The organism is Vibrio sp. STUT-A11 (assembly GCF_026000435.1).
In the GTDB taxonomy this organism is placed as follows: domain Bacteria; phylum Pseudomonadota; class Gammaproteobacteria; order Enterobacterales; family Vibrionaceae; genus Vibrio.
In genome coordinates, this window is record NZ_AP026763.1 from 1800737 (window position 1) to 1824121 (window position 23385).

Here is a 23385-nt window from a genome sequence, read left to right on the forward strand (position 1 = left end):
CTTTTAACCATTAAACGGTTTCTACTGCGATAGTGAATACTTATTTACCATTAAATTGGACTATACCAGTATGGGTTTATAGTTGTTATAAAATTACATTCTGTTGATATAGGGGAATAAATGGGTAAATATTAAGCACCAAGTTGCCTAACATTAGAAAAAGCTAAGTTAAAAAAAGTGGAATAAAAGTGACCTACCTCATGATTAAGTGCACGAAAAATGTACAGTTACAGAGGCATTTATGTGGAAAAAGTGAAGTGTGAAGATAAAAAAATCGACCTGAAGCGGTCGATTAAGGCAAACAAAGGAACGAAATAAAGAAATTAAATCGGTTATCCAACCATGGCCATTGGAGCCATCACAAATAGGTGGCTTGCACATGCCATACGGTCATGCATCACTTTAATCGGTTGACCAAATGGTAGGGATTTGTTTCCATCAAGAACAAACTCATCTTGTCCTACATAAAGGCACAAGCTAGACGTTTCTCCTGGCTCAAGTACAATGAAGACACCTTCAGAGTATTGGTTAGTAAGGAAGACCATATCCCCTTCTTCTGGTTCATATCCAGAAGACTGAGCATCGAAAAACCAACTTTTAGGTTGTACTGGCTTATGGAAGCGTTTAGCAGCTACGCAGTATAGGGTTAGTTCTGCTTGACGGTATTCACTGATATCGAGACAGCGAATACGTTCATTAAAGGTCTGAAACGCACTAGCATCATCGACAGTAAATTCGTTGTTTGAGAAGGCGCAGTTGACTAACAGCTTTCGGGTTAGATTGGTTTGGAAAATCATTTCCTCCCCTAAATCCAGCATTAAACAAGCTTTATGCTCGTCATAATACCAATTCCATTTGTCGCTGGGTTTAAGCATTGTTCCGTTCTCTCTTGACTAGTTAAATCAGTGGTAAAGAGGTAAGACGCTTAATTACCTACTCATGATTTTTTAAATTTTACAAATGAACGAATAAAAAAAAAGAGGAAACAAGGTCCTCTTTTTTTGTAATAACTAATGTAAACTCAGCGAGTTGTTAAAATATTTTAAAGATTTTTAACAATATCGCATACTAAACCTGGACCGTGATAAATAAAACCTGTATAGACTTGGACCAACTTTGCTCCGGCCATCATCTTCTCTTTTGCCGCAACATAAGAATCAATACCGCCTACACCAATGATCGGCAGTTTGTCGCCAAGCGCTTCATGAAGTTTACGAACCACTTCGGTAGAACGAGACTGTACCGGACGACCACTTAACCCACCCGCTTCATTCGCGTGTTTCATACCTTCAACAACGGTTCGATCCAACGTGGTGTTGGTTGCGATTACGCCATCAATGTTGTTCTTAATCAGAGACTCACAAATCTGAACGATTTCATCATCACTCAAGTCAGGTGCGATCTTCAGTGCCAGCGGCACGTATTTATCGTGTTTTTCTGCTAGCTCAGATTGTTTTGCTTTCAATTCAGCAAGCAACTCATCCAATGCCTCGCCGTATTGAAGCGAACGTAATCCTGGCGTGTTTGGAGAAGAAATATTCACCGCAATGTAACCTGCGTATTCGTATACTTTTTCCATACAAATCAGGTAGTCTTCTGCCCCTTTCTCAATCGGCGTATCTTTGTTTTTGCCGATATTGATACCAAGTACACAGTCGAACTTCGCTTTCTTCACATTCTCAACCAAGTGATCAACACCTAGGTTGTTAAAGCCCATACGGTTGATGATGCCCTCTGCTTCCACTAGACGGAACAGACGTGGTTTATCATTGCCAGGTTGCGGACGTGGTGTTACGGTACCGACTTCAACGAAACCAAAACCCATCGCATCAAACGCTTCGATACATTCGCCGTTTTTGTCTAAACCAGCAGCAAGACCGACAGGGTTACGGAACGTTAGCCCCATGCACTCTACTGGACGATTTGGTAATTGTTGACGATAGAAAAGATCGAGAGGTGTGCCGTTAAAGCGTTGGAAATTCTTAATTGCAAGATCATGTGCCTTTTCGGCATCAAGTTGGAAAAAGCCAGTTCTGGCTAGACGGTAAAGCATTGTGCCTCCGAAAGAAAAAAGCCCCGTGTAAACGGGTCAATATTATTTACTGTTTTTAATCGTAATTCAATGAAAATGAACGAATTAAGTAAAATCATATTTCTCATAATTAATTATCTATTAAAAACAGTTGGTTACAATGAATAATCGATCGCAAAATTCATAATCATTTATAAAAAAGCAATCGATTTCAGTACATATAAAGTTAAATTCATGGTGACAGCGTAACTTAAATTTCGCTAAGGCCTGGTAATCAGGTACAAAAAAGCCCCGTATCTCTACGAGGCTTTGACTAAAACGCTAACTCTCCTACTCGCTTGGTGAGCAGTTTAAGTTAAGCAATACCAACTCACGCAGTGCAACCGAGAATTTCGCGAACTCATGGACTGAGCCAACTTTAAACTCGTTTAGGATACTTTCCCAACGTTGCAGTGACGGCTCATTGGATTCCATCCAGTTATCAAGCGCTTCCATCACATCAAACTCTTCTGACGCGCAGTTGCAATTTAGTACCTGAGCGGTTAGCTGACGTTGCTGCCAATCTAAGTCTTCACGGAACGCTGCTCGAGCCAACGCTTGCCAGTTGTTGTCTACAGCTTGGTTATTGATTTGCTTCAAGAACCAGTGCAGAGACAGACGGTCACCTAAGTTGAAGTACAACTTAGATGCTTGCTCAACCGTTTTGCCTGTTTCACTTGCCACTGCTGAAATATCCAGTGCAGATTGCAGACTTGATAAGCGCGCGACTTGATGAGCCAGTTTCTCTTCAACCCCTCTTTCCATCCAAACTTGTGCGAGTTCGTTGTGCTCTTCAACTTCTGACTCAACAAGCATGCTATCTAGCGTTTCGCTGATAACGTTCACATCTTGTTTGTAAAGATTGATCAATTCACCCACAGTGTATTTGCCGCTACGATTACGCAGTAGCCAACGAGCAATTCGGCGTAGAGCACGACGAACATAGAACATGATTTCGTATTGTGCTTGCGCTGTCGCTACGTTATCCAGCTCACGAGTCTGTTTTAGAATCGATTCTAGTTCGAAGATTTCACGTGCTGCACTGTAAGCATTTGCGATATCAACAACACTTGCCCCCGTCTCTTCTTGCAAGCGAGTGACGAAGTTACAGCCCATCTCGTTAACCATTTGGTTCGCCAGCGCTGTCGCGATAATTTCTGCACGTAGCGGGTGGTTAACCATTTGATGTTTATAGTTACGGCGTAACTCACTTGGGAAATACGCAACGAGCTGTTTCGCATGGAACTCATCATTGGCGATTTCGTCAGAAACAAGCTGCTGCTTCAATACCATCTTGCCGTAAGCAACCAGAACAGAAAGCTCTGGACGTGTCAGACCCAAGCCCTGCTTTTCACGCTCTAGAAGCGTTTCATCATCAGGGATGTATTCCAGTGCACGATCCAAGAACCCTGCTTTCTCCATAGTATGGATGAAGCGAATCTGTTCTTTAACGATACCGACGCCCTGCTGCTCAGTAACAGAGATTGACTCTGATTGACAGTAAGCATCATCAAGAACGATTTCACCGACTTCATCTTCCATCGACTCTAGGATTTGGTTACGTTGTTTAACAGTCAGATCACCATTTGAAACCAAACCATTGAGAAAGATCTTGATGTTTACTTCGTTATCCGAACAGTCAACACCACCTACGTTATCAACGAAGTCGGTGTTCACGCGGCCGCCGTTAAGTGCGTATTCGATACGACCTTGCTGAGTCATACCCAAGTTACCGCCTTCACCGACAACCTTCGCTCTCAGATCACGACCGTCGATACGTAGCATGTCGTTTGCACGGTCGCCAACGTCAGTGTGCGTCTCGTTAGAAGCTTTAACGTACGTACCAATACCACCATTCCATAGAAGATCCACTTTCATTTTCAGGATCATCTTAATCAGATCGTTTGGCGCCAGAGAAGCTTTCTTAGTACCCAACATTTTCTGAATTTCAGGTGTTAACTGGATCGATTTCGCACGGCGAGAGAAGATGCCACCACCTTCGGAGATCAACTCTTTGTTGTAATCTTCCCAGCTTGATCTTGGCAGATTAAATAAGCGGTTACGCTCTTCCCAGCTTGACGCTGAATCTGGATTTGGATCAATGAAGATGTGCATGTGGTTAAATGCAGCTTGTAGACGAATGTGCTTAGAAAGCAGCATCCCGTTACCAAACACGTCCCCTGCCATGTCACCAACACCGATAGCAGTAAAGTCCGTGGTTTGACAGTCAATGCCCATTTCACGGAAGTGACGTTTCACTGACTCCCAACCACCTTTCGCTGTGATACCCATTGCTTTGTGGTCGTAACCGTTCGAGCCACCAGATGCGAATGCATCACCCAGCCAGAAGTTGTATTCCTCAGAGACTGAGTTCGCTAAGTCTGAGAATGTTGCAGTACCTTTATCTGCAGCAACAACCAAATATGGGTCGTCTTCATCGTGACGTACAACATTTTGCGGATGAGCGACTTCGCCTTCAATGATGTTGTCTGAGACATCAAGCAACGCGCGGATAAAGCGTTTGTAACAACGTTGACCTTCCGTGAAGATCTCATCACGTGTAGTAAGAGATGGTTGACGTTTACAAACAAAGCCACCTTTCGCTCCAACAGGAACGATAACCGTGTTCTTAACTTGTTGTGCTTTAACCAGGCCAAGAATCTCTGTACGGAAATCTTCTTGGCGATCAGACCAACGCAAACCACCACGTGCTACTTTACCACCACGCAAGTGAACACCTTCGATATCCGGTGCGTAAACGAAGATCTCAAATGCCGGTACCGGTTGTGGAATCTCTGGGATTTGACTCGGCTTCATCTTCAATGACAACCAAGGCTTAGGCAGTTTGTTCTCGTCAGTTTGGTAGTAGTTGGTACGTAGCGTCGCCATGATCATTTCCATGTAACGACGAATGATACGATCATCATCCAAGCTTTCTACACGATCCAATTGCTCAGTCAGTTTCTTGATAAGATCATTCTGACCTTTCTCGCTACCTTTGTGCTTAGGATCGAAACGCTTGGTAAACAGCTTAACTAGACCTGTTGCTAGGTCTGGGTAGTGGCTTAGCGTATCTTCAATGTATTGTTGACTGAATGGGAAACCAACTTGACGCATGTAGCGCGCGTAAGCACGAAGAATTGAGATTTCACGGCCAGTCAGTGAAGCACCTAAAACAAGACGGTTAAAGCCATCACTCTCTAAGTTACCAGACCAAATCGCTGCAAATGCTTGTTGGAAACGATCTCGCGCTTCACGAAGATCTACCGTTTTCTCGCTCTTATGCAGCATTGAGAAATCAAGGATCCAGAATGTCTGACCGTTGGTTTTCTCGATCTCATACGGAGATTCACCGATCACGCGTAGACCCAAGTTTTCTAACATTGGCATTACGTCAGAAAGATGGATCGGCTCGTCTCGGTGGTAAAGTTTCAAACGTACTGCTTTTGAATCTGCCGCTTCTTCTTGAGGACGGTAGAACAACATTCCCAGTTTGTTGTCATCGCTTAATGCTTCCAAGCGTTCAATATCTGCCACTGCAGAGCTAGGCATCATGTCTTCTTTGTATGAACGCGGGAATGAACTCATGTACTCTTTTGAAAGTGGAAGACCTTTGCTTTCACCAAAGTTAGCGATGATGGATTCTTTAAGTCTGTCGTCCCAAGAGGTGGAAACTTCCATTAGGTTTTGCTCGATCTTTTTCACGTCTACATCAATGTTGTTATTGTCTACACGAACAATGTAATGCGTTCTGGCCAAAGGACTTTCTGAGAAGTAAGTGGTGAATTCAACTTCTTGCTCACAGCCAAAGTATTGTTGGAATATACGTTGAGTCTGGCGACGCAATTCTGTGTTGTAACGGTCTTTTGTTACGTAGACCATGCAGCTAAAGAAGCGGCCAAACGGGTCTTTACGTACAAACAGACGAATCAAGTCGCGATCTTGCATTTGCACCACGCCCATGCCGACTTCCAGCAACTCTTCTTCGTTTGCTTGAAGCAGCTCATCACGTGGGTAGTTTTCTAAAATATTGTGCAGTGCTTTGTATGAGTATGATCCGTGACGGTAACCACTTGCAGTTAGGATACGATCCACTTTTTCACGAATCAGTGGAATGCTTTGAACCGCTTGGTTGTATACCGCCGACGTGTAAAGGCCAGTGAAGCGGTGCTCACCGATCACTTTGCCATTTTCATCAAACTTCTTGATGCCAATATAGTCAGTGTAAGCAGGACGGTGAATACGACATGGTTTATTGCCTTTTGTCATGATCAGCGCGTATGGCTTTTTCGCTTCTAGTCTTGCTGAATCAGACAGTTCGGACAGTTTCACGCTGCGAACTCGCTTGTCGTCCGCAAACAGACCCAAGCCTTTCTCTTTTACAGGATTTAGTTCTGTATCACCATTGTTTTCAACAAGGTCATATTCTTTGTAACCCATGAAGGTGAAGTTGTGCTCACCTAACCAACGCAAAAATGCAATAGTTTCATCCATACGATCCTTTTGGATCGTTACTCGTTCTTTATTCTGTTCAAGTTGATCAGTAACGACTTTCAGCTTGTCGACCATCTTTTTCCAGTCGCTTACGACAAGGCGCGTATCAGAAAGGATGTCTAATAGCTCAGCTTTAAGAGCCAGCATCTCTTCTTTACTGGTAAGACGGTCAACTTCGATATGGAACAAAGACTGAAGAACACCACCTTCACCGTTTACATCGATAATGTGGCCCTTCTCATCTCGTTGAAGTTGAGTTGGATTGTTCAACATAAGATGAGACACCAAATCTAGACGAGCTAAGGCCATCTTGATTGAGTCCACTAAGAACGGGCTATCTGGAACAACAATTTCTACGATTGTGTGAGTCGATTGCCAACCTTGACGACTGACGGTCGGGTTGAAGACTTGTACAGAAACATCTTCAGGTTTTTTTTCGTTGATATGGTGCCAAAGGCTGATTACGGCACCATAGAGATCGGATTCATTTCGCTGGACCAGGTCATCATCGGAAATATTACTAAATAAGTGTTGAGCAAGTTTAGTTACAAGCGTCTGGTGAGAAAGCTCGAGTTTGTCTTGAATCAGTTGGTACACTTTTTCAAGCAGAACCGGCACTACATTTTCACGCGCGGTCATATTCACACTCCACAGAATAATTGTTGTTTTGTAGGGGGACTTAGCAACAGGAAAACTTCCGGAAACTAAGCATTGGTAATGCATACGATCCATTGTAAAAGGATAATTACAAATGTTTAACAACTATTAGCAGTGATATGAGGTGAAATGTCTGATTCTGTGACTAAGATTCCTATTTAAACATCTAGAAATACCTTTCTTCACAGAGTTTCCAACTTGATAAACTTATTATTTTGGTCAGTTGTTAGTCTAAACTGCCCTCTAACCCCGAGTTGGCTAAGAAATGGTCGAAATTTAGCTGCAGGTAACTGAAGTCTTAAACCGTGATGTGTCACAACCTGGATAGCGTTTGAAACACCAGAGTAATGGGAAACAAATGTTTGATATGGAATGTTGAGAGAAAAATAATAATGCTTCATGGAAAATAAAATGTCATAGAACAAGGACAAGTGTCAATCGCTTAACAATATATCTACGTCATTCCGAGGAGCCACGGCGACATCAGGAATCTAGTATCAGCGAGCTTCAGTTCACAACAGCAAATCACCACATCAGTGCACTGGGAAAGTAGATCCTGAATCACGCTCCTTCGTCGCTGTTCAGGATGACGGGAAACTTGGACATGGCGTTCGCTGTTAAACAAATGGCATTCACGAAAAAGGGCGGCCGTTGAGACCACCCTATTCGTTTGTCGACTATTCGTCTAGCGCCTTAGTGACTTTTTCAAACAAGTCTTTGGCAAGATTATCCATCGCTTTAAGCTTTTCAAGTTCTGCACGAATCAACGCTTGGCGACTTTCATCGTATTTACGGAACTTAAGTAACGGATCAATCAGACGAGATGCCACTTGCGGGTTGGTGTCATTCAACTGACGCAGAATCTCACCCGCAAACAGATAACCTGAACCTGACTTATGGTGAAAATGCACCGGGTTTGCACTCAAGAACGAACCGATCAAGCTACGAATACGGTTCGGGTTTTTCAAACTGAATGCTTCGTGTGACATGGTTGCTTTCACTTTCTCAAGCGCATCTTCAGCTGGATTGCAACCTTGCAGTACAAACCACTTGTCCATAACCAGACCATCGTGTTTCCACTTGTCGCTATAATCCGCCATGAGTGCTTCACGGCATTCAAGCTGTGCAGTATTCGCGGCCGTCATCGCAGCAATCGAATCTGTCATGTTGTTTGCAGATTCATACTGCGCCAGAACAAGTTGGTTGCCCTTCTCAGTATGCGCCAGGAACTGAAGACACTGATTACGTAACGCACGTTTACCAATAGCATCGTGATCGATTGAGTACTCTGTTTGCTTTAACGTATGGTAAGTCGCACTCAGCTCATCTTCTAACTCTTTAGAAAGTGACAGTGTCATACTATTCAATACGGTATCAACCGCATCGATATCAATCTGTTGATACCAACCAGTGATTTCATTAATCGAAGGTAGAGACAGCACGTGCGCGATGAATGCCGGCTCAAGGTTCGCATCAAGCAGCACGCCACGGAACGCGTCAAGCAGCTCTTGAGAAAGTTTTACTTCCTCACCTTCTTGAACGTTAGTCACATTTTGACGGATGTATTTCGCCAGCAACATTTGGCTTGCATCCCAGCGAGCAAAATCGTTCGTCGCATGTTTCATCAGGAAGATGAGTTCTTCGTCGCTGTAATCGTATTCCAGTTTTACTGGTGCGGAGAACTCGCGTAGTAATGATGGCACTGGTTTAACAGCGACATTTTCAAACACGAAAGTTTGTTTGTCTTGTTTGATGTCCAAAACATTGTGAACAGGTTCTCCATTGATAATTAATGGAATTACCTGACCTTTGTCGTCGTACAGTTCAATATCAAATGGAATATGCAGCGCTTGTTTTTCCGCTTGATCAGGTGTTGCCTCAGTAAACTGCTCAACAGTTAAGGCATAAGTTTTTGCTTCTGCGTTGTACTCGCTGTTCACCCGCAATGTTGGCGTACCCGACTGGCTGTACCATAGGCGGAATTGTTGTAGGTCGACGCCTGTTGCGTCTTCCATCGCCGATACAAAATCTTCACATGTTGCGGCTGTGCCATCATGACGCTCAAAGTAAAGCTTCATGCCTTTTTGGAAACCTTCCTCGCCTAGCAATGTGTGATACATGCGAATGACTTCACTGCCTTTCTCATAAACAGTGAGCGTGTAAAAGTTATTCATCTCGATAACTTTATCTGGACGAATTGGGTGTGACATTGGGCTTGAATCTTCAGCAAACTGAGGACCACGAATAATACGAACATTATCGATACGGTTAACCGCACGAGAGCCAAGATCAGACGAAAATTCTTGATCACGGAAAACCGTTAAGCCTTCTTTGAGACTGAGCTGGAACCAATCGCGACAAGTCACGCGGTTACCGGTCCAGTTATGGAAGTACTCGTGACCAATCACAGCTTCAATACCCAGATAATCGCGGTCTGTCGCCGTTTGGTCATTGGCTAGAACGAACTTCGAGTTAAAGACGTTCAGACCTTTGTTTTCCATCGCGCCCATATTGAAGAAATCAACGGCCACGATCATGTAGATATCAAGATCATACTCAAGGCCAAAGCGTTCTTCGTCCCACTTCATGGAATTGATCAGTGACGTCATTGCATGCGGAGCACGGTCAAGGTTTCCTTTATCAACAAAGATCTCTAACTCGACATTGCGACCAGACATTGTGGTGTACTTATCGCGTAGCACATCAAAATCACCAGCGACCAGTGCAAACAAGTACGCTGGTTTTGGATGCGGGTCTTGCCATTGAACCCAATGACGACCGTTTTCCGCTTTGCCTTGTGCAATACGGTTACCGTTGCTGAGCAAGTAAGGGTATGTCCCTTTATCGGCAATCACTTTCGTCGTGTATTTTGCCAATACGTCTGGACGATCCAGGTAGTACGTGATACGACGGAAACCTTCGGCTTCACACTGAGTACAGAAAGCACCACCAGATTTGTATAAACCTTCAAGTGCCGTATTCGCTTCAGGATCAATCTTAGTAATGATCTCAAGTTCAAATTCAGCTGGTAGATCAGAAAGAACCAGAGATGCTTCTTTCACTTCATGATGAGCCCAGTCTTCGCCATTCACTTTGACAGAGCGAAGCTCCAACCCCTCACCATCTAACTCTAACGTTGTGAGCTTACCTTTTTGAATGACTGTTGATACCGCGGTAACGATCGTGTCGTTATCAAATAGATCAAACGTGAGATCAATGTCGGTAATGGTATGAGATGGCGCTTGATAATCTTTGCGATATTTAGCTTGGGGAGCTTGGGACATGTCCATAAATCCTTGTCTGTCGAAGAATAAAAAACCACTTCTTTGAGGACTAAAATGTCGAAGTGGTATCACTATATAAGCTATTAGTAGTGCTTGTGGTATCAAAACACAAGCCTTTACGCTAAAAAATAGAGCTAATAGTGTACTAGCTCTACTTTCTGGTTAACATATGTACAACATAACTTGTATTCACGAGGGTTACTACACGGTTAACATTTATCGATGATTATTATTGTGTCACCCTATTTAAAACCGCGTACATATCACCATTTGAATCTTCTATCGTCAATTCGTTTTTGTTGAGCTTATATGTTGTTCCGTGCTCGCCATTTTCATACAAAAGAACGAGATACTCATCTTCAGTATAAAATACGCCTTGTTTTATTGACTCTTTGCCTGCCTCATTAGAAACGCGGAACAAAAATACGAAGTCAGGCTGAAGTATTAAATCCATGTGGTTGATATTACTCGCGGCAAGGCCATCACCAGACACATGAGAGCTAGACCAAATTCCAGCAAGTGCATTTGAGAGTCCTTTGGTGAAGGTGACGCCATTGAGGTCAAGCGTGTTGTGGTTATTCTGGTACGCATATATTTGAGGCTCGTCCGTATTCAGGCCAAGCACAATCGTTTCTTCGTTGACATTGTACAATCCCTCCCAGTGATCAACGGAATAGTCCTTTTTCTGTATATCGATGGAAAACATATAGTCAGAGCCCAAAGACAATTTGATGGCACGAAAATTTTCTGCCGAATCTCCTGGGTTCTGATTCAGCAAGTACCAATCCCCGATCAAGAACGGGGTGTCAAAGTGACTTAATTCTTCTTCACGAGTGTTGTCTGCGCTAAACACACTAAAACAAAAAAAACTAAGTAAAATAAAGAACCATTTCATACCGGCATCCTTATCGTTTTCTTTTAGCTTAGGCTTTAGTCACCTGTTTCGCGAAATATTTGAACTTCATCACGTAAATTGTTGGTACAAAAAAAGCGAATATTTATCTCAATATGGCTTGAAATTAGCGATAAAAAGACATAAAAAAAGAGCGAGTCACAAGGACTCGCTCTTATTGTATTGAATTTTTAGTCGTTATGACTGATTGGTTGCTTTTAACATATCAATCATAATTGAGACAGATTCATCGAGATAAACATCAGGAGCTTCGTAGTCTTTAGGCACATCCTCTAATGATTTAAATGCCTTTTTACCCAATGATGCCTGGCGTTCATTAATGCGTTTCAGGCGAAGCTTGTCTTCCGAGTCTTGTTCATCTTTACGCACTTTTTCATTAAGCGACAGGAAGTTATTGTCTTTTTCCTGACGATACTTCTCTATATCTTCTTTGATGAAGCGGAATTCCATTTCATCTGCGATACGCTTGTTGTGCAACTTAGCCAAACTATCTACTAATGTATCCTTACTCGGGTACATTGTGTAATTTGCCTTATCGATGCTATCCCATGGTAATGCGTTCTCTTCAACACTTTCACCAGTTTCGGACGCTTCAATTGGCGTTGGATAAGCGATATCCGGCGCTACCCCACGATTCTGGGTACTACCACCATCAATGCGGTAGAACTTCTGGATGGTGTATTGAACATATCCTAGTTCTTTATCAAAAAGATCGTAAATATGGTTCAACGAGCGGTGCTGCTGAACAGTGCCCTTACCAAAGGAGTTCTCACCAAGAATGATCGCACGATTATAATCTTGCAACGCTGCTGCAAAGATCTCGGAAGCGGATGCACTGTAACGGTTGATTAAAACCGTTAACGGGCCATCGTAACTGATTTGTCCATCGGTATCCGCATTGACTTTAATTCGACCGTAACTATCACGAACCTGGACAACCGGACCTTCTTTGATGAATAGTCCCGTTAGTGCCGTGGCTTCTGTTAAAGCACCGCCACCGTTGTTACGTAAGTCGACGATCACACCGTCAACATTCTTAGTTTTAAACTCTGCCAACAGTTTGTCAGTATCTTTTGACAACCCGACATAAAAGCTCGGCACTTCCAAAACGCCAATTTTCTTGCCGTCTTTCTCGATGACTTCTGACTTAACAGCTCGGTCTTCCAAACGAACTTTGTCACGAACAATGGTGACAATGTGACTTTTTGCTCCAGCACCCTCTGGTAAGATCTGGAGGTTAACCTTGGTTCCTTTCGGGCCTTTGATTAACTGCACCACATCGTCTAAACGCCAGCCAATAATGTCGACAATTTCTTCGCCATCTTGACCCACACCTATTATTCTATCACCTTCACCAAGCTGCTTACTTTTTGAAGCTGGCCCACCAACAACGAGCGAACGAATAACCGTGTAATCATCCGTCATTTGGAGAACAGCACCGATACCTTCCAAAGATAGGTTCATTTCTGACTGGAACTGTTCCGCGTTACGAGGAGAAAGGTAGCTGGTATGCGGATCAACTTGTCGTGAGAAGGCATTCATATAGAGCTGAAATGCGTCTTCGTTATTGGTTTGAGTAATTCGCTTCATCGCATTGTTATAACGCTTCTCTAAAACTTCTTTGATTTCTGGCCACTCTTTGCCAGTCAATTTCAGATTGAGCGCGTCATACTTAACACGTTTTCGCCATAACTCATTAATTTCCGACTCATTTTTTGGCCATGCTGCTTCTGAACGATCAAGTTCGAGCTCGTCGTCGTTATCAAATTTGATTTCTTTGTCTAGCAAGGTCAACGCGTAAGCAAAACGTTCAAAACGTTTTTGCATAGACAGATTATAAACATCGAATGCGATCTGATTGTTGCCAGCTTTGAGCTGATCATCCAGTTCAACAGACCAATTTTTGAAGGCGTCTATATCTGCTTGAGTGAAAATATTTCTATTGTAATCAAGCAACTCTATGTAGCGTTCAAAAATCGCTTTAGAGAAATCATCGTCGAGACTGAAATGCTTGTAATGTGAGCGGGTGAATCGAGAGGTGACTCGTTTGCTGGCCGTTTCGTGCTGAACTTCAGGAGTAAGCACCGGCAAGTCATCTTTGTGTAGTTTGGCTTCTAGAGCCTGAGCTGATGCTGCTAGCAATAAGCTAGCAGCGATCAGGGTCACTTTTGAACGGCAATTCATGCGTAGGAGTATCTCCCTTATGCGCGCAAGTGCTCCGCTTTCACAACCATTTGTAGGCCGTTAGCAAGTTGAACACGTACATCATCCTTATTGATTTCAACAATGGTCGCTGCCATGTTTCCTTTACCCATGTTCACGTTAACTGCATTGCCTACTGTGATTTCGTCAGCATTGAGCGCGCGTGTTTCTACAGGCTGAGTTGGTTTTTGTGCTTTCGGTTTATTAGTACGACGAGGCTGTTGAGGCTTTTTAGCCGCTGGTTTTGCTTTCGCCTTACCCTCTTCACGAGCTTTCTGTGCTTGTTCTTTACGACGAGCTTGAACTTTCGCTTTGCTTTCTGCAAGTGTTGCTTTAGCGTGTTCTACGTGTTCTTCTTCTAGCTCACCACATGGGTTGCCATCCAGATCAACACGTACCGCACCTGGTTTTACACCATGTAGGTAACGCCATGAAGATGTGTACTGTCTTAACGCTGCACGAAGCTGAGTTTTGCTTACTTTTTCGTCTTCATTTAGACGTTCCGCAAGATCTTGAAAAATACCAATTTTCAGAGGTTTTGCTTCACCTTCTAAAGTAAAGCACTTAGGGAAACATTCAGCAATATATGCGATAACTTCTTTGCTGTTTTTTAACTTTTCAGTCATGAGGGTTCCTGGTTTGAGCGGATTTCCGCAGAGCATTAAGAAAAAATATTCTCGTATTATAGTGAGATGCCAACGAAAAACCACACTCGTGGACGAAATTATGCGTTGTTCGCGTGTGAATTAAGCAGCTTTTCTACTTCAGACATAAAATGAGTAAGCCCTGCTTCATCTGTTTCATTGAATCGACCAATACTTGGGCTATCAATATCTAACACTCCGGCGACTTTTCCATTAATAGTAAACGGAATCACAATTTCAGAATTACTTGCCGCATCACAAGCAATATGGCCTTCAAACGCGTGAACGTCGTATACTCTTTGGGTAGTGTTAGTTTTTGCTGCGGTACCACAGACACCTCGCCCCATTGGGATGCGAACACAAGCTGGCTTCCCCTGGAACGGACCCAAAACCAGTTCGTCGCCTTTAGTCAGGTAAAAGCCTGCCCAGTTGAGGTCTTCTAGTTCCATGAATAGAAGCGAGCTCAGGTTTGCCAAGTTGGCAATAAAGTCTGGCTCTGACTCAATAAGTGCAGCTGCTTGCTTGGTTAGTCTTTGATACTGTTCTATGTTCATATTAACTTCCTAATTATTAATAACACTTCCATTCTTAAGGGATAGCGCTAAAATGCTGACCTACTTTATAATAGGACGTATTCTCAATAACGATGATTCAGAAAGATGACACTATTAGCCGTTCTTGGTTGATAACACAAGTAAAAAAGCACAAGTCCAAGCTAATTTTAGCGAACTTAATTGCTGTTTTAGCAACCTTGATTAGTGTTCCAATTCCTCTTCTTATGCCTTTAATGGTGGATGAAGTCTTATTGGATCAACCGGCCTCTGGCCTAGCTGCTATGAATACCGTGCTTCCGGAAGCGTGGCACACACCTATCGGCTATATTTTCTTTACGCTTTTTTTGGTCGTGCTCATGCGCGCCGCCAGCCAGGCGCTCAACATCGTTCAAAGTCGTCAATTCACGCTGGTATCAAAGACAATTACCTTCGAAATGCGCAGCAAGATGATCGACAAGCTAGGCCGAATCAGTATTCGTCAATACGAGACGAAAGGCAGTGGCGGTATCAACGCTCACTTGATCACTGATATTGAAACCATTGACCAGTTCATTGGCTCTACTCTGGCGAAATTTGTCGTTAGTTTACTGACCGTAATCGGGACTGCAATCGTTCTTCTTTGGCTGGACTGGCGATTGGGCTTATTTATCTTGCTGGTTAACCCTGTCGTTATCTATTTTTCTCGAAAACTTGGTAGCATGGTTAAGCACCTAAAACGCAAAGAGAACCACTCTTTTGAGTTATTCCAAACGCGTCTGGTCGAAACGTTAGATGGTATTTATCAGCTTAGAGCCGCCAATAAAGAACGAGAATTTCTCCAACAACTGAAAAATAGTGCCGATCAAGTTCGTGTCGACGCGGATAAGTATGCCTGGCAATCTGAAGCGGCTGGACGAGTCTCTTTCTTACTGTTCTTGGTCGGTTTTGAGCTATTCCGAGCTGTTGCTATGCTGATGGTGCTATTCAGCGACCTGACTATTGGTCAGATCTTCGCCGTGTTTGGTTACCTTTGGTTTATGTTGTCTCCTGTTCAGGAGCTACTTGGTATCCAGTTCTCCTGGTACAGTGCCAAAGCCGCGTTAAAACGCATTAACGATCTGCTTATGCTGGAAGAAGAACATCGACCACCATCAAAAGTGAACCCTTTCGCAGATGACCGAGAAGTAGACGTCAAAATAGAAAACGTTAATTTCTCTTACAATAATGAAAACCAGGTACTGGACAACCTCTCTCTACACATCCCTGCAGGTAAAAAAGTCGCTTTAGTTGGTGCAAGTGGTGGCGGTAAATCTACCTTAATTCAACTGTTGATCGGTGTTTATCGTCAAAATTCAGGTGGCATCCGTTTCAATGATGAATTAACAGAAGATATCGGTTTTGAAGTTATCCGCGATAAGATTGCTGTTGTATTACAGCAACCTATATTATTTAACGATACCTTAAGGCATAATCTGACTCTCGGTGGTAACTTTGATGAAATGTCGTTGTGGCGTGCGTTAGATGTCGCTCAGCTACAAGATGTGATTTCTCAGTTAAGCCACGGGTTAGACACGCAAGTTGGCCGTAATGGTATTCGATTGTCGGGTGGTCAACGTCAGCGTCTCGCGATAGCCAGAATGGTATTGAGTAACCCTCAATTTGTTATTCTGGATGAAGCAACGTCTGCATTAGATACAGCGACTGAAGCTGCTCTGCACAAGGCGTTAACTGAGTTTTTGCGAGGCCGGACAACATTAATTGTTGCGCATCGTCTGTCTGCTGTGAAACAAGCGGATTTGATCTATGTGCTTGAAGATGGAAAAGTCACACAAACCGGGACCCATGGAGAATTAGTTGAGCAGGAAGGCTTATATCAAACCTTATATGGTGGCATTCAGTCCCACGCTTAAAGCATTCTGTTTAGAGAGGTCGTTGTAATGACCTCTCCGTCTAAACACGCAATGACACCCAATAAAGTGCGACTGTGTCAGGGTTGTGAACTTCCGGTCGATATTGTTGAGTTACCCAAAGGTCGACATGCCTACTGTCCTCGTTGTGGCACGCAATTGTATCGCAGTGGACAGCACAGTTTATCGGGGAACTTAGCCATTGCCGTAACGTGCATTCTTTTATTTATTCCGTCTCACTTTTTCAATTTCATCAGTATCAGACTATTTGGTGTTATGATTCCGGCAACCTTACCGTCAGGAATGATAACCTTGATGGAAGAAGGCTTCGTGCTTCTATCTCTTCTGATCATGTTTTGTAGCTCTTTAGCACCACTGACGGTCTGTGTGTCTGTTGTTACGGCGCACCTTTCCATTCAAGTTCGGTGGTTTAAAGGACTGCGTGTTTCTCTTTGGCTTATTCAGCATCTCAAACATTGGGTAATGCTGGATGTGTTTCTGGTCAGTATTGCTGTTTCTTGTTTCAAACTGCAGGACTACTCAGATATTTTTGTTGGCCCTGGTTTAATTGGTCTCGCTTTACTGCAAATATTCACGGTTCTACTCGTTTCCCGAATCAGCGTGCGGCGCTATTGGGAAGTATGGCAACCAGAAACAACTTACACCTTTGGACACAAAGACATCCACTGCCATGAGTGTCACTTGTCTCAACCAGAAAATAAACACTGCCAACGTTGCGGTCATGAGCTTTATCATCGCAAGCCCCACTCTATTCAGAAAACTTGGGCTTATCTGGTTGCTGCAACGATTGCCATTTTCCCGGCAAACCTTATCCCAATATCAATTTTAATCACTAACGGTCAACGCCTGGAAGACACTATTTTTTCTGGCGTCGCATCTTTGGTCAACAGCGGCATGTATGGGATTGCGGCTATTATTTTTGTCGCCAGTATTGTGGTGCCTGTGGTCAAAATCCTCAGCCTCGCCTATATCATGCTGTGCATCAGATTCAAACGTTCGGTGTTTAAGCGCCAGCGAATGATGGTCTACTTTGCTGTTAAATGGATAGGTAAGTGGTCTGTGATGGACTTGTTTGTTATTTCTATCATGATGACCTTGATTGACCGTGGTCAACTACTCGACTTCACACCAGGGCTTGGCGCTGTCGCCTTCGGTTTAGTCGTGGTATTTACTATGCTAGCAGCTGACAGTATCGACCCAAGGCTAATCTGGGACCAGCCCCAAAAACAATCACAAAAAGAGTCAATGAATGAGTGATCAGAACAGTTCTCAAACGTCATACGTGCCAGACATCAAGAGGAGTAAAGGCATATCTCCTCTGTGGCTGCTGCCGATTTTGACGATGGTATTAGCTGGCTGGCTGGTGGTGAAATCGATCCACGACGCTGGTCAGCGCATTCAAATCTACTTTTCCGATGCGGCGGGGTTAGTCGCAGGGCGGACCACCATACGCTATCAAGGGTTAGAAGTGGGTATGGTTCGCGACATTAACTTAACTGAAGATCTTGGTAGCATTTACGTTGACGCAGATATCTACCCTGAAGCAAGTAAACTACTCAACGAGAACACACGATTTTGGCTGGTAAAACCAACCGCAAGCCTCAGTGGCATCTCCGGTCTGGACGCGCTTGTTTCGGGTAACTACATTTCGATTCAGCCGGGTGAGAGCGACGAGTTTGAAACCGTTTTTCATGCACTCGACACCGTCCCGACCGATCTGCGCGTAACACAAGGTTTGAATATAAAACTGACAAGTCGGGATTTAGGTGGTGTCTCGATTGGGTCCCAAATCGTTTATAAGAAAATTCCTATTGGCGCGGTATACAGCTACCAATTAGATGAGGATGCCAAATCCATTACTATTCGCGCCAACATACAAGATCAATATCGCCACATCATTAATGATCGTAGCCGTTTCTGGAACGTGAGTGGCATAGGAGCAAATATTGGCTTTGGCGGGGTCGACGTTCGTTTAGAAAGTATGAGCGCCCTCATAGGAGGTGCTATCGCGGTAGACTCTCCTGATGACGGTGAACCTGTAGGTGAAAATACTCAATTCCGTTTATACAAAGATTTGAAGACAGCGGGACGAGGTATCGCGGTTAAAATTGCATTACCTGATGACAACAAAGTGAGTGCTGAAGGTGCCCCTATCATGTATCGCGGGCTCGAAATTGGTCAGGTGACCGACTTAAACCTTTCTGAAGGCCGTGAAGTCATCATCGCCTCTGCGGCTATTCAACCCGCTTTCAGTGACATGCTGACAACGGGAACTCGCTTTGTATTGGAAGAAGCCAAGGTTTCGCTTTCAGGCGTCGAAAATATCTCTAACCTGATCCGTGGTAACTATCTGACCATTGTTCCGGGTGAAGGGGAACGCTCTCGTCAGTTCACCGCTATCCGTAAAAATGTATTCAATCAACAACAAGAAAAATCGATAGCGATTAGGCTGATTTCTGATAATTCCTTTGGCTTGGACAGTGGCGCAAATGTGCTCTACAAAGGTATTGTGGTTGGTTCAATCATTAAGGTGGGGCTGGTTGAGGAAGGCCAAAAGGTACAGCATGAAGTGTACATGGATGTATTGATTGACCACGAGTACAAACACTTGCTCAAATCAAACAACCGATTCTACGTCACAGGCAGTGCTTCTGCAGAGCTAACTGAGTCCGGGCTCAGCGTCACCGTGCCACCGGCCAAACAGTTGCTTACTGGTTCAATCAGCTTTGTCAGTGAAGGCGAAACTGGCATTCAGAAAGAGTATCAACTGTTCCAAAGTGAATCATTAGCAGAACTGGCGCAAAACAACCGCCGCGGATCTCAAATTCTTACCCTATTTGCGCCTGAATTACCTTCGGTCTCGAAAGGCAGTCCTCTGCTATACCGTAACCTTCCGGTCGGTAACGTGGCTGATTTCCATTTGGTAGATGGTGGCGTAGTTATTCAGGTGAGTATAGAAAACCGTTTCGCACACCTTTTAACTTCGCAGACGGTATTCTGGAACCGTTCAGGCATTGAAATTGATGCTTCGCTAGCAGGCGTGAGTGTTAAAGCTCACCCTTTAAAATCGATCATCCAAGGGGGCATTGCCTTTGATTCTGTTCCTGGGGTTGAAAACAAAATAGGTGAACGCTGGAAGCTCTATGTGGACCAAAAAACAGCGCGTAAGTTCGGCCGTGTGATATCACTGACAACGGATGGTAGTCAAGAAGTCGTAAAAGGCATGCCGATTACCTATCAAGGCGTGACGGTGGGTGAAGTGACACTTGTCGTACCAAATTTCAGGCGCAATTTGGTGGAAGTCACAGCGCGCATTTTGCCCGAGTACGTGACTGATATTGCCGTGGAAGGCTCTCGTTTTTGGCTAACAGAGCCAGAGATTGGCCTTGGCGGAGTGAAAAATCTCGGCGCTTTGGTTGCAAAATCCATCAGTGTACAACCTGGCAAAGGTAGCGGTGCTTTTAGTTTCAAATTAGAGAAGCAGTTTGATCAAGTCGATGGTGTGATGTTCACGCTGCAAAGTGAGCAACGCGGTTCGGTACAAGCAGGAACCCCTATCCTTTACCGTCAAATGGAGGTTGGGCAGGTAACTGATGTTCGCTTAGGAGAGTTCGCCGATCGCATTGTCACCACAATCAAACTCAAACCGGAATATGCCTATCTTGTGCGCCAGAACAGCGTGTTCTGGAATGTATCTGGTGTTGACGTATCGATAGGCCTTACTGGTGCCAACATTAAAGCAGGCACCATTGATAGTATTGTGCGTGGCGGTATCGCCTTCTCGACCCCGGAACAATCGCAAACTCCACCGGCTGCAAAAAATGGCCAAACCTTCTTCCTCTACCCTCAGGCAGAAGAGAGTTGGCTGCAATGGCGCACAGCGATACCCAAGCCATAACTACAAAGTAATCAAAAAGAGCAGCACTCGCTGCTCTTTTTTCATCCCCATGTCTGGTGGCTATTCGTTTCTGCTTCGCTTTCGTATATTATTTGCGGAAAATTCTGCAAGCGAGACTTCACATTGCATCCTAATGTATACATCCCAGACGAATTTCTGGAAAAAATCCAAACCATCCTGCCTGACGGCCTCAACATGGAAGACTTTGTCTCTGCCTGTCAAAAGCCATTACGTAAAAGCATTCGCGTCAACACACTGAAGATCAGCGTCGAATCATTTATCCAGCGAGCAGAAGAAAAAGGCTGGAAACTTTCACCAGTTCCATGGTGTGAGACTGGTTTCTGGATTGATGCCGATGAGTCTGGAGTACCGCTAGGTAACACTGCAGAACACATGTCTGGATTATTCTACATTCAGGAAGCAAGCTCGATGATGCCTGTGTCTGCACTTTTCATGAATGATGAGGCATACCATGCGGTCCTTGATACCGCCGCCGCGCCGGGGTCAAAGACGACACAAATCGCAGCGCTAATGAACAATGAAGGCGTATTAGTTGCGAATGAGTACGCTGCAAGCCGTGTGAAAGTACTGCATGCAAACATTGAACGTTGTGGTGTGCGTAACACCGCGCTCAGTAACTTTGATGGACGAGTGTTTGGAGGCTGGTTACCAGAACAGTTCGATGCGGTTTTGCTTGATGCGCCTTGTTCCGGAGAAGGCACCCTTCGTAAAGACGAAGATGCGATGAAAAACTGGACCCAAGAATCGGTTTTAGACATTGCGGATACACAGAAGGATTTGATTGAAAGTGCCTTTCACGCTTTAAAACCCGGCGGTGTCCTGGTTTATTCAACCTGTACGCTAAGCACGGAAGAAAACCAGCAAGTTTGCCATCATCTAAAAAATACCTTTGATGATGCGGTGGAGTTTGAGAGTTTGGAAAACTTATTTGAAGATACCAACTCTGCTCTAACCGAAGAAGGCTTTTTGCACATTTTCCCTCAGGTTTACGACTGTGAAGGCTTCTTCGTCGCCCGCATTCGTAAGCACGCTTCAGTGGAAGCGCCAAAGGTCAAAAAGCGCATGGGTAAATTCCCATTTACCAAAGCATCAAAGAAAGAGTCTACCGAGATTGCTCATCAGCTTCATAAAGTATTAGGCATTGAGCTTCCCGATGAGGGTACGGTTTGGTTACGTGATAAAGACGTTTGGTTATTCCCGAATGCACTAGAGCCAATGATTGGTGAGCTGCGTTTTTCTCGGATGGGGATAAAATTAGCTGAAACACACAAAAATGGTTACCGTTGGCAGCATCAGGTTGCGACCGCTCTGGCCACAGGTAAAGAAACCAATGCTATCGAACTTACCATCGATGAAGCCCGAGAGTGGTATATGGGCCGTGACATTCGTCCGCAAAATATTCCTGAAGGCGTAACAACCGGAAAAGGCGAAGTGTTTGTTAAGTATCAGGACGCCATCATCGGTTTAGGTAAATGGGTCAGTAATCGTATAAAAAATGGCTTACCCAGAGAATTAGTACGAGACAAGAACTTATTTTAATGTTTTCGCCATCGCGATAACTCTACGTTAAATAAAAGAAAAGCCATCGTAAATTCGATGGCTTTTTTGATGTGAGTATTAAAGCAGCCCAGCGCTCTAGCGTTCCGAGAGGCCTGTACTAAACTAAATATATTAACTCAGAGCATTATTACTGCATCTTATATCGAACTTCAGAAATGAACGCTCAAAAAACACGCAATTAATAAGGTTTTAGCGTAGGCTCCTCGGAGCCATTTCCCCTAGGCCCAAAAAAAGGAAGCATTTGGGCCGATTTTTTTTGTCCGTTATTTCACTCTGCGTTTGGCTAAAGTACGAAGCGGAGCACTATGCCAGGCGGATACCGTCTTTTTCGATCACGATTTTGCCTTGCTTATACAGACCACCAATAGTCTTTTTATAAGTACCTTTACTGGTGCGAAATGCTTCAAAAATTGCTTCTGGAGAAGATTTATCATTAAGTGGAAGAAAACCACCCTTCTTCTCTAGCAAAGCGATGATCTTGCTTGAAAGGTCGTCCATCTTAGCGACACCCACTTTTTGTAACGCCAGATCAATCTTGCCATCTTCACGAATTTGCTTAATAAATCCTTTCAATTTTTTGCCAATATACAATTTGCCGAAAACATCTGAAGGAAAAATCATACCCCAATGTTTACCGTTTACGATCGCTTTAAAGCCAAGCTGACTGCGCTCAGCAATGATTAAATCGACTTGCTCGTTTACTTCATAGTTGGCTGGTGTTTTATCCAACCATTTATTGAATTTCGTCGTACCAACAATTCGACCCGATGCTTTATCGGTGTACACGTAAACTAAGATCGTTTGACCAGCAGAAAAACGCGTGCGCTGTTCACTAAATGGAATGAGCAAATCTTTTTCTTTGATACCCCAATTGACAAAAGCACCGGTCTTATTGACGCCTTCGATCTTCATCAGGCCCCACTCACCCACTTGAGCGATTGGTGTTTCAATGGTCGCAGCCAGTTGGCTTTCTGAATCAAAGTACAAAAATACGTCGATCTTATCGCCAATTTCTGTGCCTTCCGGGACATGTTTGCTTGGCAGCAAAACAGAACCGTAATCATCACCATCCAGAAATACGCCAAAATCCGCCTTTTTAATGACTTCCAGGCTGTTAATTTGACCAATTTTAATCATTGATTTTGTCTCTTTTTAAATTTACGCGGAATTATACCTAAAC

At 43.9% G+C, this 23385-nt stretch carries 14 protein-coding genes; 4 read left to right on the plus strand and 10 right to left on the minus strand.

Annotated features, from left to right (window positions below; genetic code table 11):
- Window positions 1-332: 332 nt before the first annotated feature.
- The 9 genes from OO774_RS08590 to OO774_RS08630 form a co-directional block, all read right to left on the minus strand.
- Window positions 333-875 (minus strand): cell division protein ZapC, encoded by a 543-nt coding sequence (locus OO774_RS08590; protein ID WP_264901567.1) that lies wholly within the window; start codon window positions 873-875, stop codon window positions 333-335.
- 167 nt (window positions 876-1042) lie between these two features.
- A complete protein-coding gene (gene pyrD, locus OO774_RS08595) occupies window positions 1043-2053 on the minus strand; it encodes a quinone-dependent dihydroorotate dehydrogenase (RefSeq protein WP_264901569.1) in 1011 nt (336 codons plus the stop codon).
- A 309-nt stretch (window positions 2054-2362) separates the two neighbouring features.
- Entirely contained in the window at window positions 2363-7204 is a 4842-nt protein-coding gene (locus tag OO774_RS08600) for an NAD-glutamate dehydrogenase (RefSeq protein WP_264901571.1), read from the minus strand.
- 200 nt (window positions 7205-7404) lie between these two features.
- Window positions 7405-7623, minus strand: a complete 219-nt coding sequence (locus OO774_RS08605; RefSeq protein ID WP_264901573.1) for a DUF2835 domain-containing protein — start codon at window positions 7621-7623, stop codon at window positions 7405-7407.
- A gap of 276 nt (window positions 7624-7899) precedes the next feature.
- Window positions 7900-10506, minus strand: coding sequence for an aminopeptidase N (pepN, locus tag OO774_RS08610; protein WP_264901575.1), 2607 nt, complete (start codon window positions 10504-10506; stop codon window positions 7900-7902).
- Window positions 10507-10735: 229 nt separating this feature from the next.
- Window positions 10736-11401: a hypothetical protein gene (locus OO774_RS08615; RefSeq protein ID WP_264901577.1), complete on the minus strand. Its 666-nt coding sequence runs from the start codon at window positions 11399-11401 to the stop codon at window positions 10736-10738.
- 195 nt (window positions 11402-11596) lie between these two features.
- A complete protein-coding gene (prc, locus tag OO774_RS08620; RefSeq protein ID WP_264901578.1) occupies window positions 11597-13603 on the minus strand; it encodes a carboxy terminal-processing peptidase in 2007 nt (668 codons plus the stop codon).
- 17 nt (window positions 13604-13620) lie between these two features.
- Window positions 13621-14247 (minus strand): RNA chaperone ProQ, encoded by a 627-nt coding sequence (proQ, locus tag OO774_RS08625; protein WP_014231893.1) that lies wholly within the window; start codon window positions 14245-14247, stop codon window positions 13621-13623.
- Between the two features lie 98 nt (window positions 14248-14345).
- Complete coding sequence (locus OO774_RS08630; RefSeq protein ID WP_264901581.1) at window positions 14346-14819, minus strand: GAF domain-containing protein; 474 nt, start codon at window positions 14817-14819, stop codon at window positions 14346-14348.
- Between the two features lie 92 nt (window positions 14820-14911).
- Here OO774_RS08630 and OO774_RS08635 point away from each other — a divergent pair, with 92 nt between their 5' ends.
- The 4 genes from OO774_RS08635 (at window position 14912) to rsmF (ending at window position 22184) form a co-directional block, all read left to right on the plus strand.
- Complete coding sequence (locus OO774_RS08635; RefSeq protein ID WP_264901583.1) at window positions 14912-16708, plus strand: ABC transporter ATP-binding protein; 1797 nt, start codon at window positions 14912-14914, stop codon at window positions 16706-16708.
- 27 nt (window positions 16709-16735) lie between these two features.
- The gene (locus OO774_RS08640) at window positions 16736-17983 is read left to right on the plus strand and encodes a paraquat-inducible protein A (RefSeq protein ID WP_264901585.1); all 1248 of its coding nucleotides are present in this window, start codon (window positions 16736-16738) and stop codon (window positions 17981-17983) included.
- Entirely contained in the window at window positions 17976-20624 is a 2649-nt protein-coding gene (locus tag OO774_RS08645) for an MlaD family protein (RefSeq protein WP_264901587.1), read from the plus strand. Before OO774_RS08640 ends, OO774_RS08645 begins: the two co-directional genes overlap by 8 nt.
- Before the next feature lie 123 nt (window positions 20625-20747).
- Window positions 20748-22184: a 16S rRNA (cytosine(1407)-C(5))-methyltransferase RsmF gene (gene rsmF, locus OO774_RS08650; protein ID WP_264901589.1), complete on the plus strand. Its 1437-nt coding sequence runs from the start codon at window positions 20748-20750 to the stop codon at window positions 22182-22184.
- Window positions 22185-22508: 324 nt separating this feature from the next.
- On the opposite strand, the gene OO774_RS08655 is transcribed toward rsmF, so the two are convergent.
- Entirely contained in the window at window positions 22509-23342 is an 834-nt protein-coding gene (locus OO774_RS08655) for a S1-like domain-containing RNA-binding protein (protein ID WP_264901590.1), read from the minus strand.
- Window positions 23343-23385: the final 43 nt, after the last annotated feature.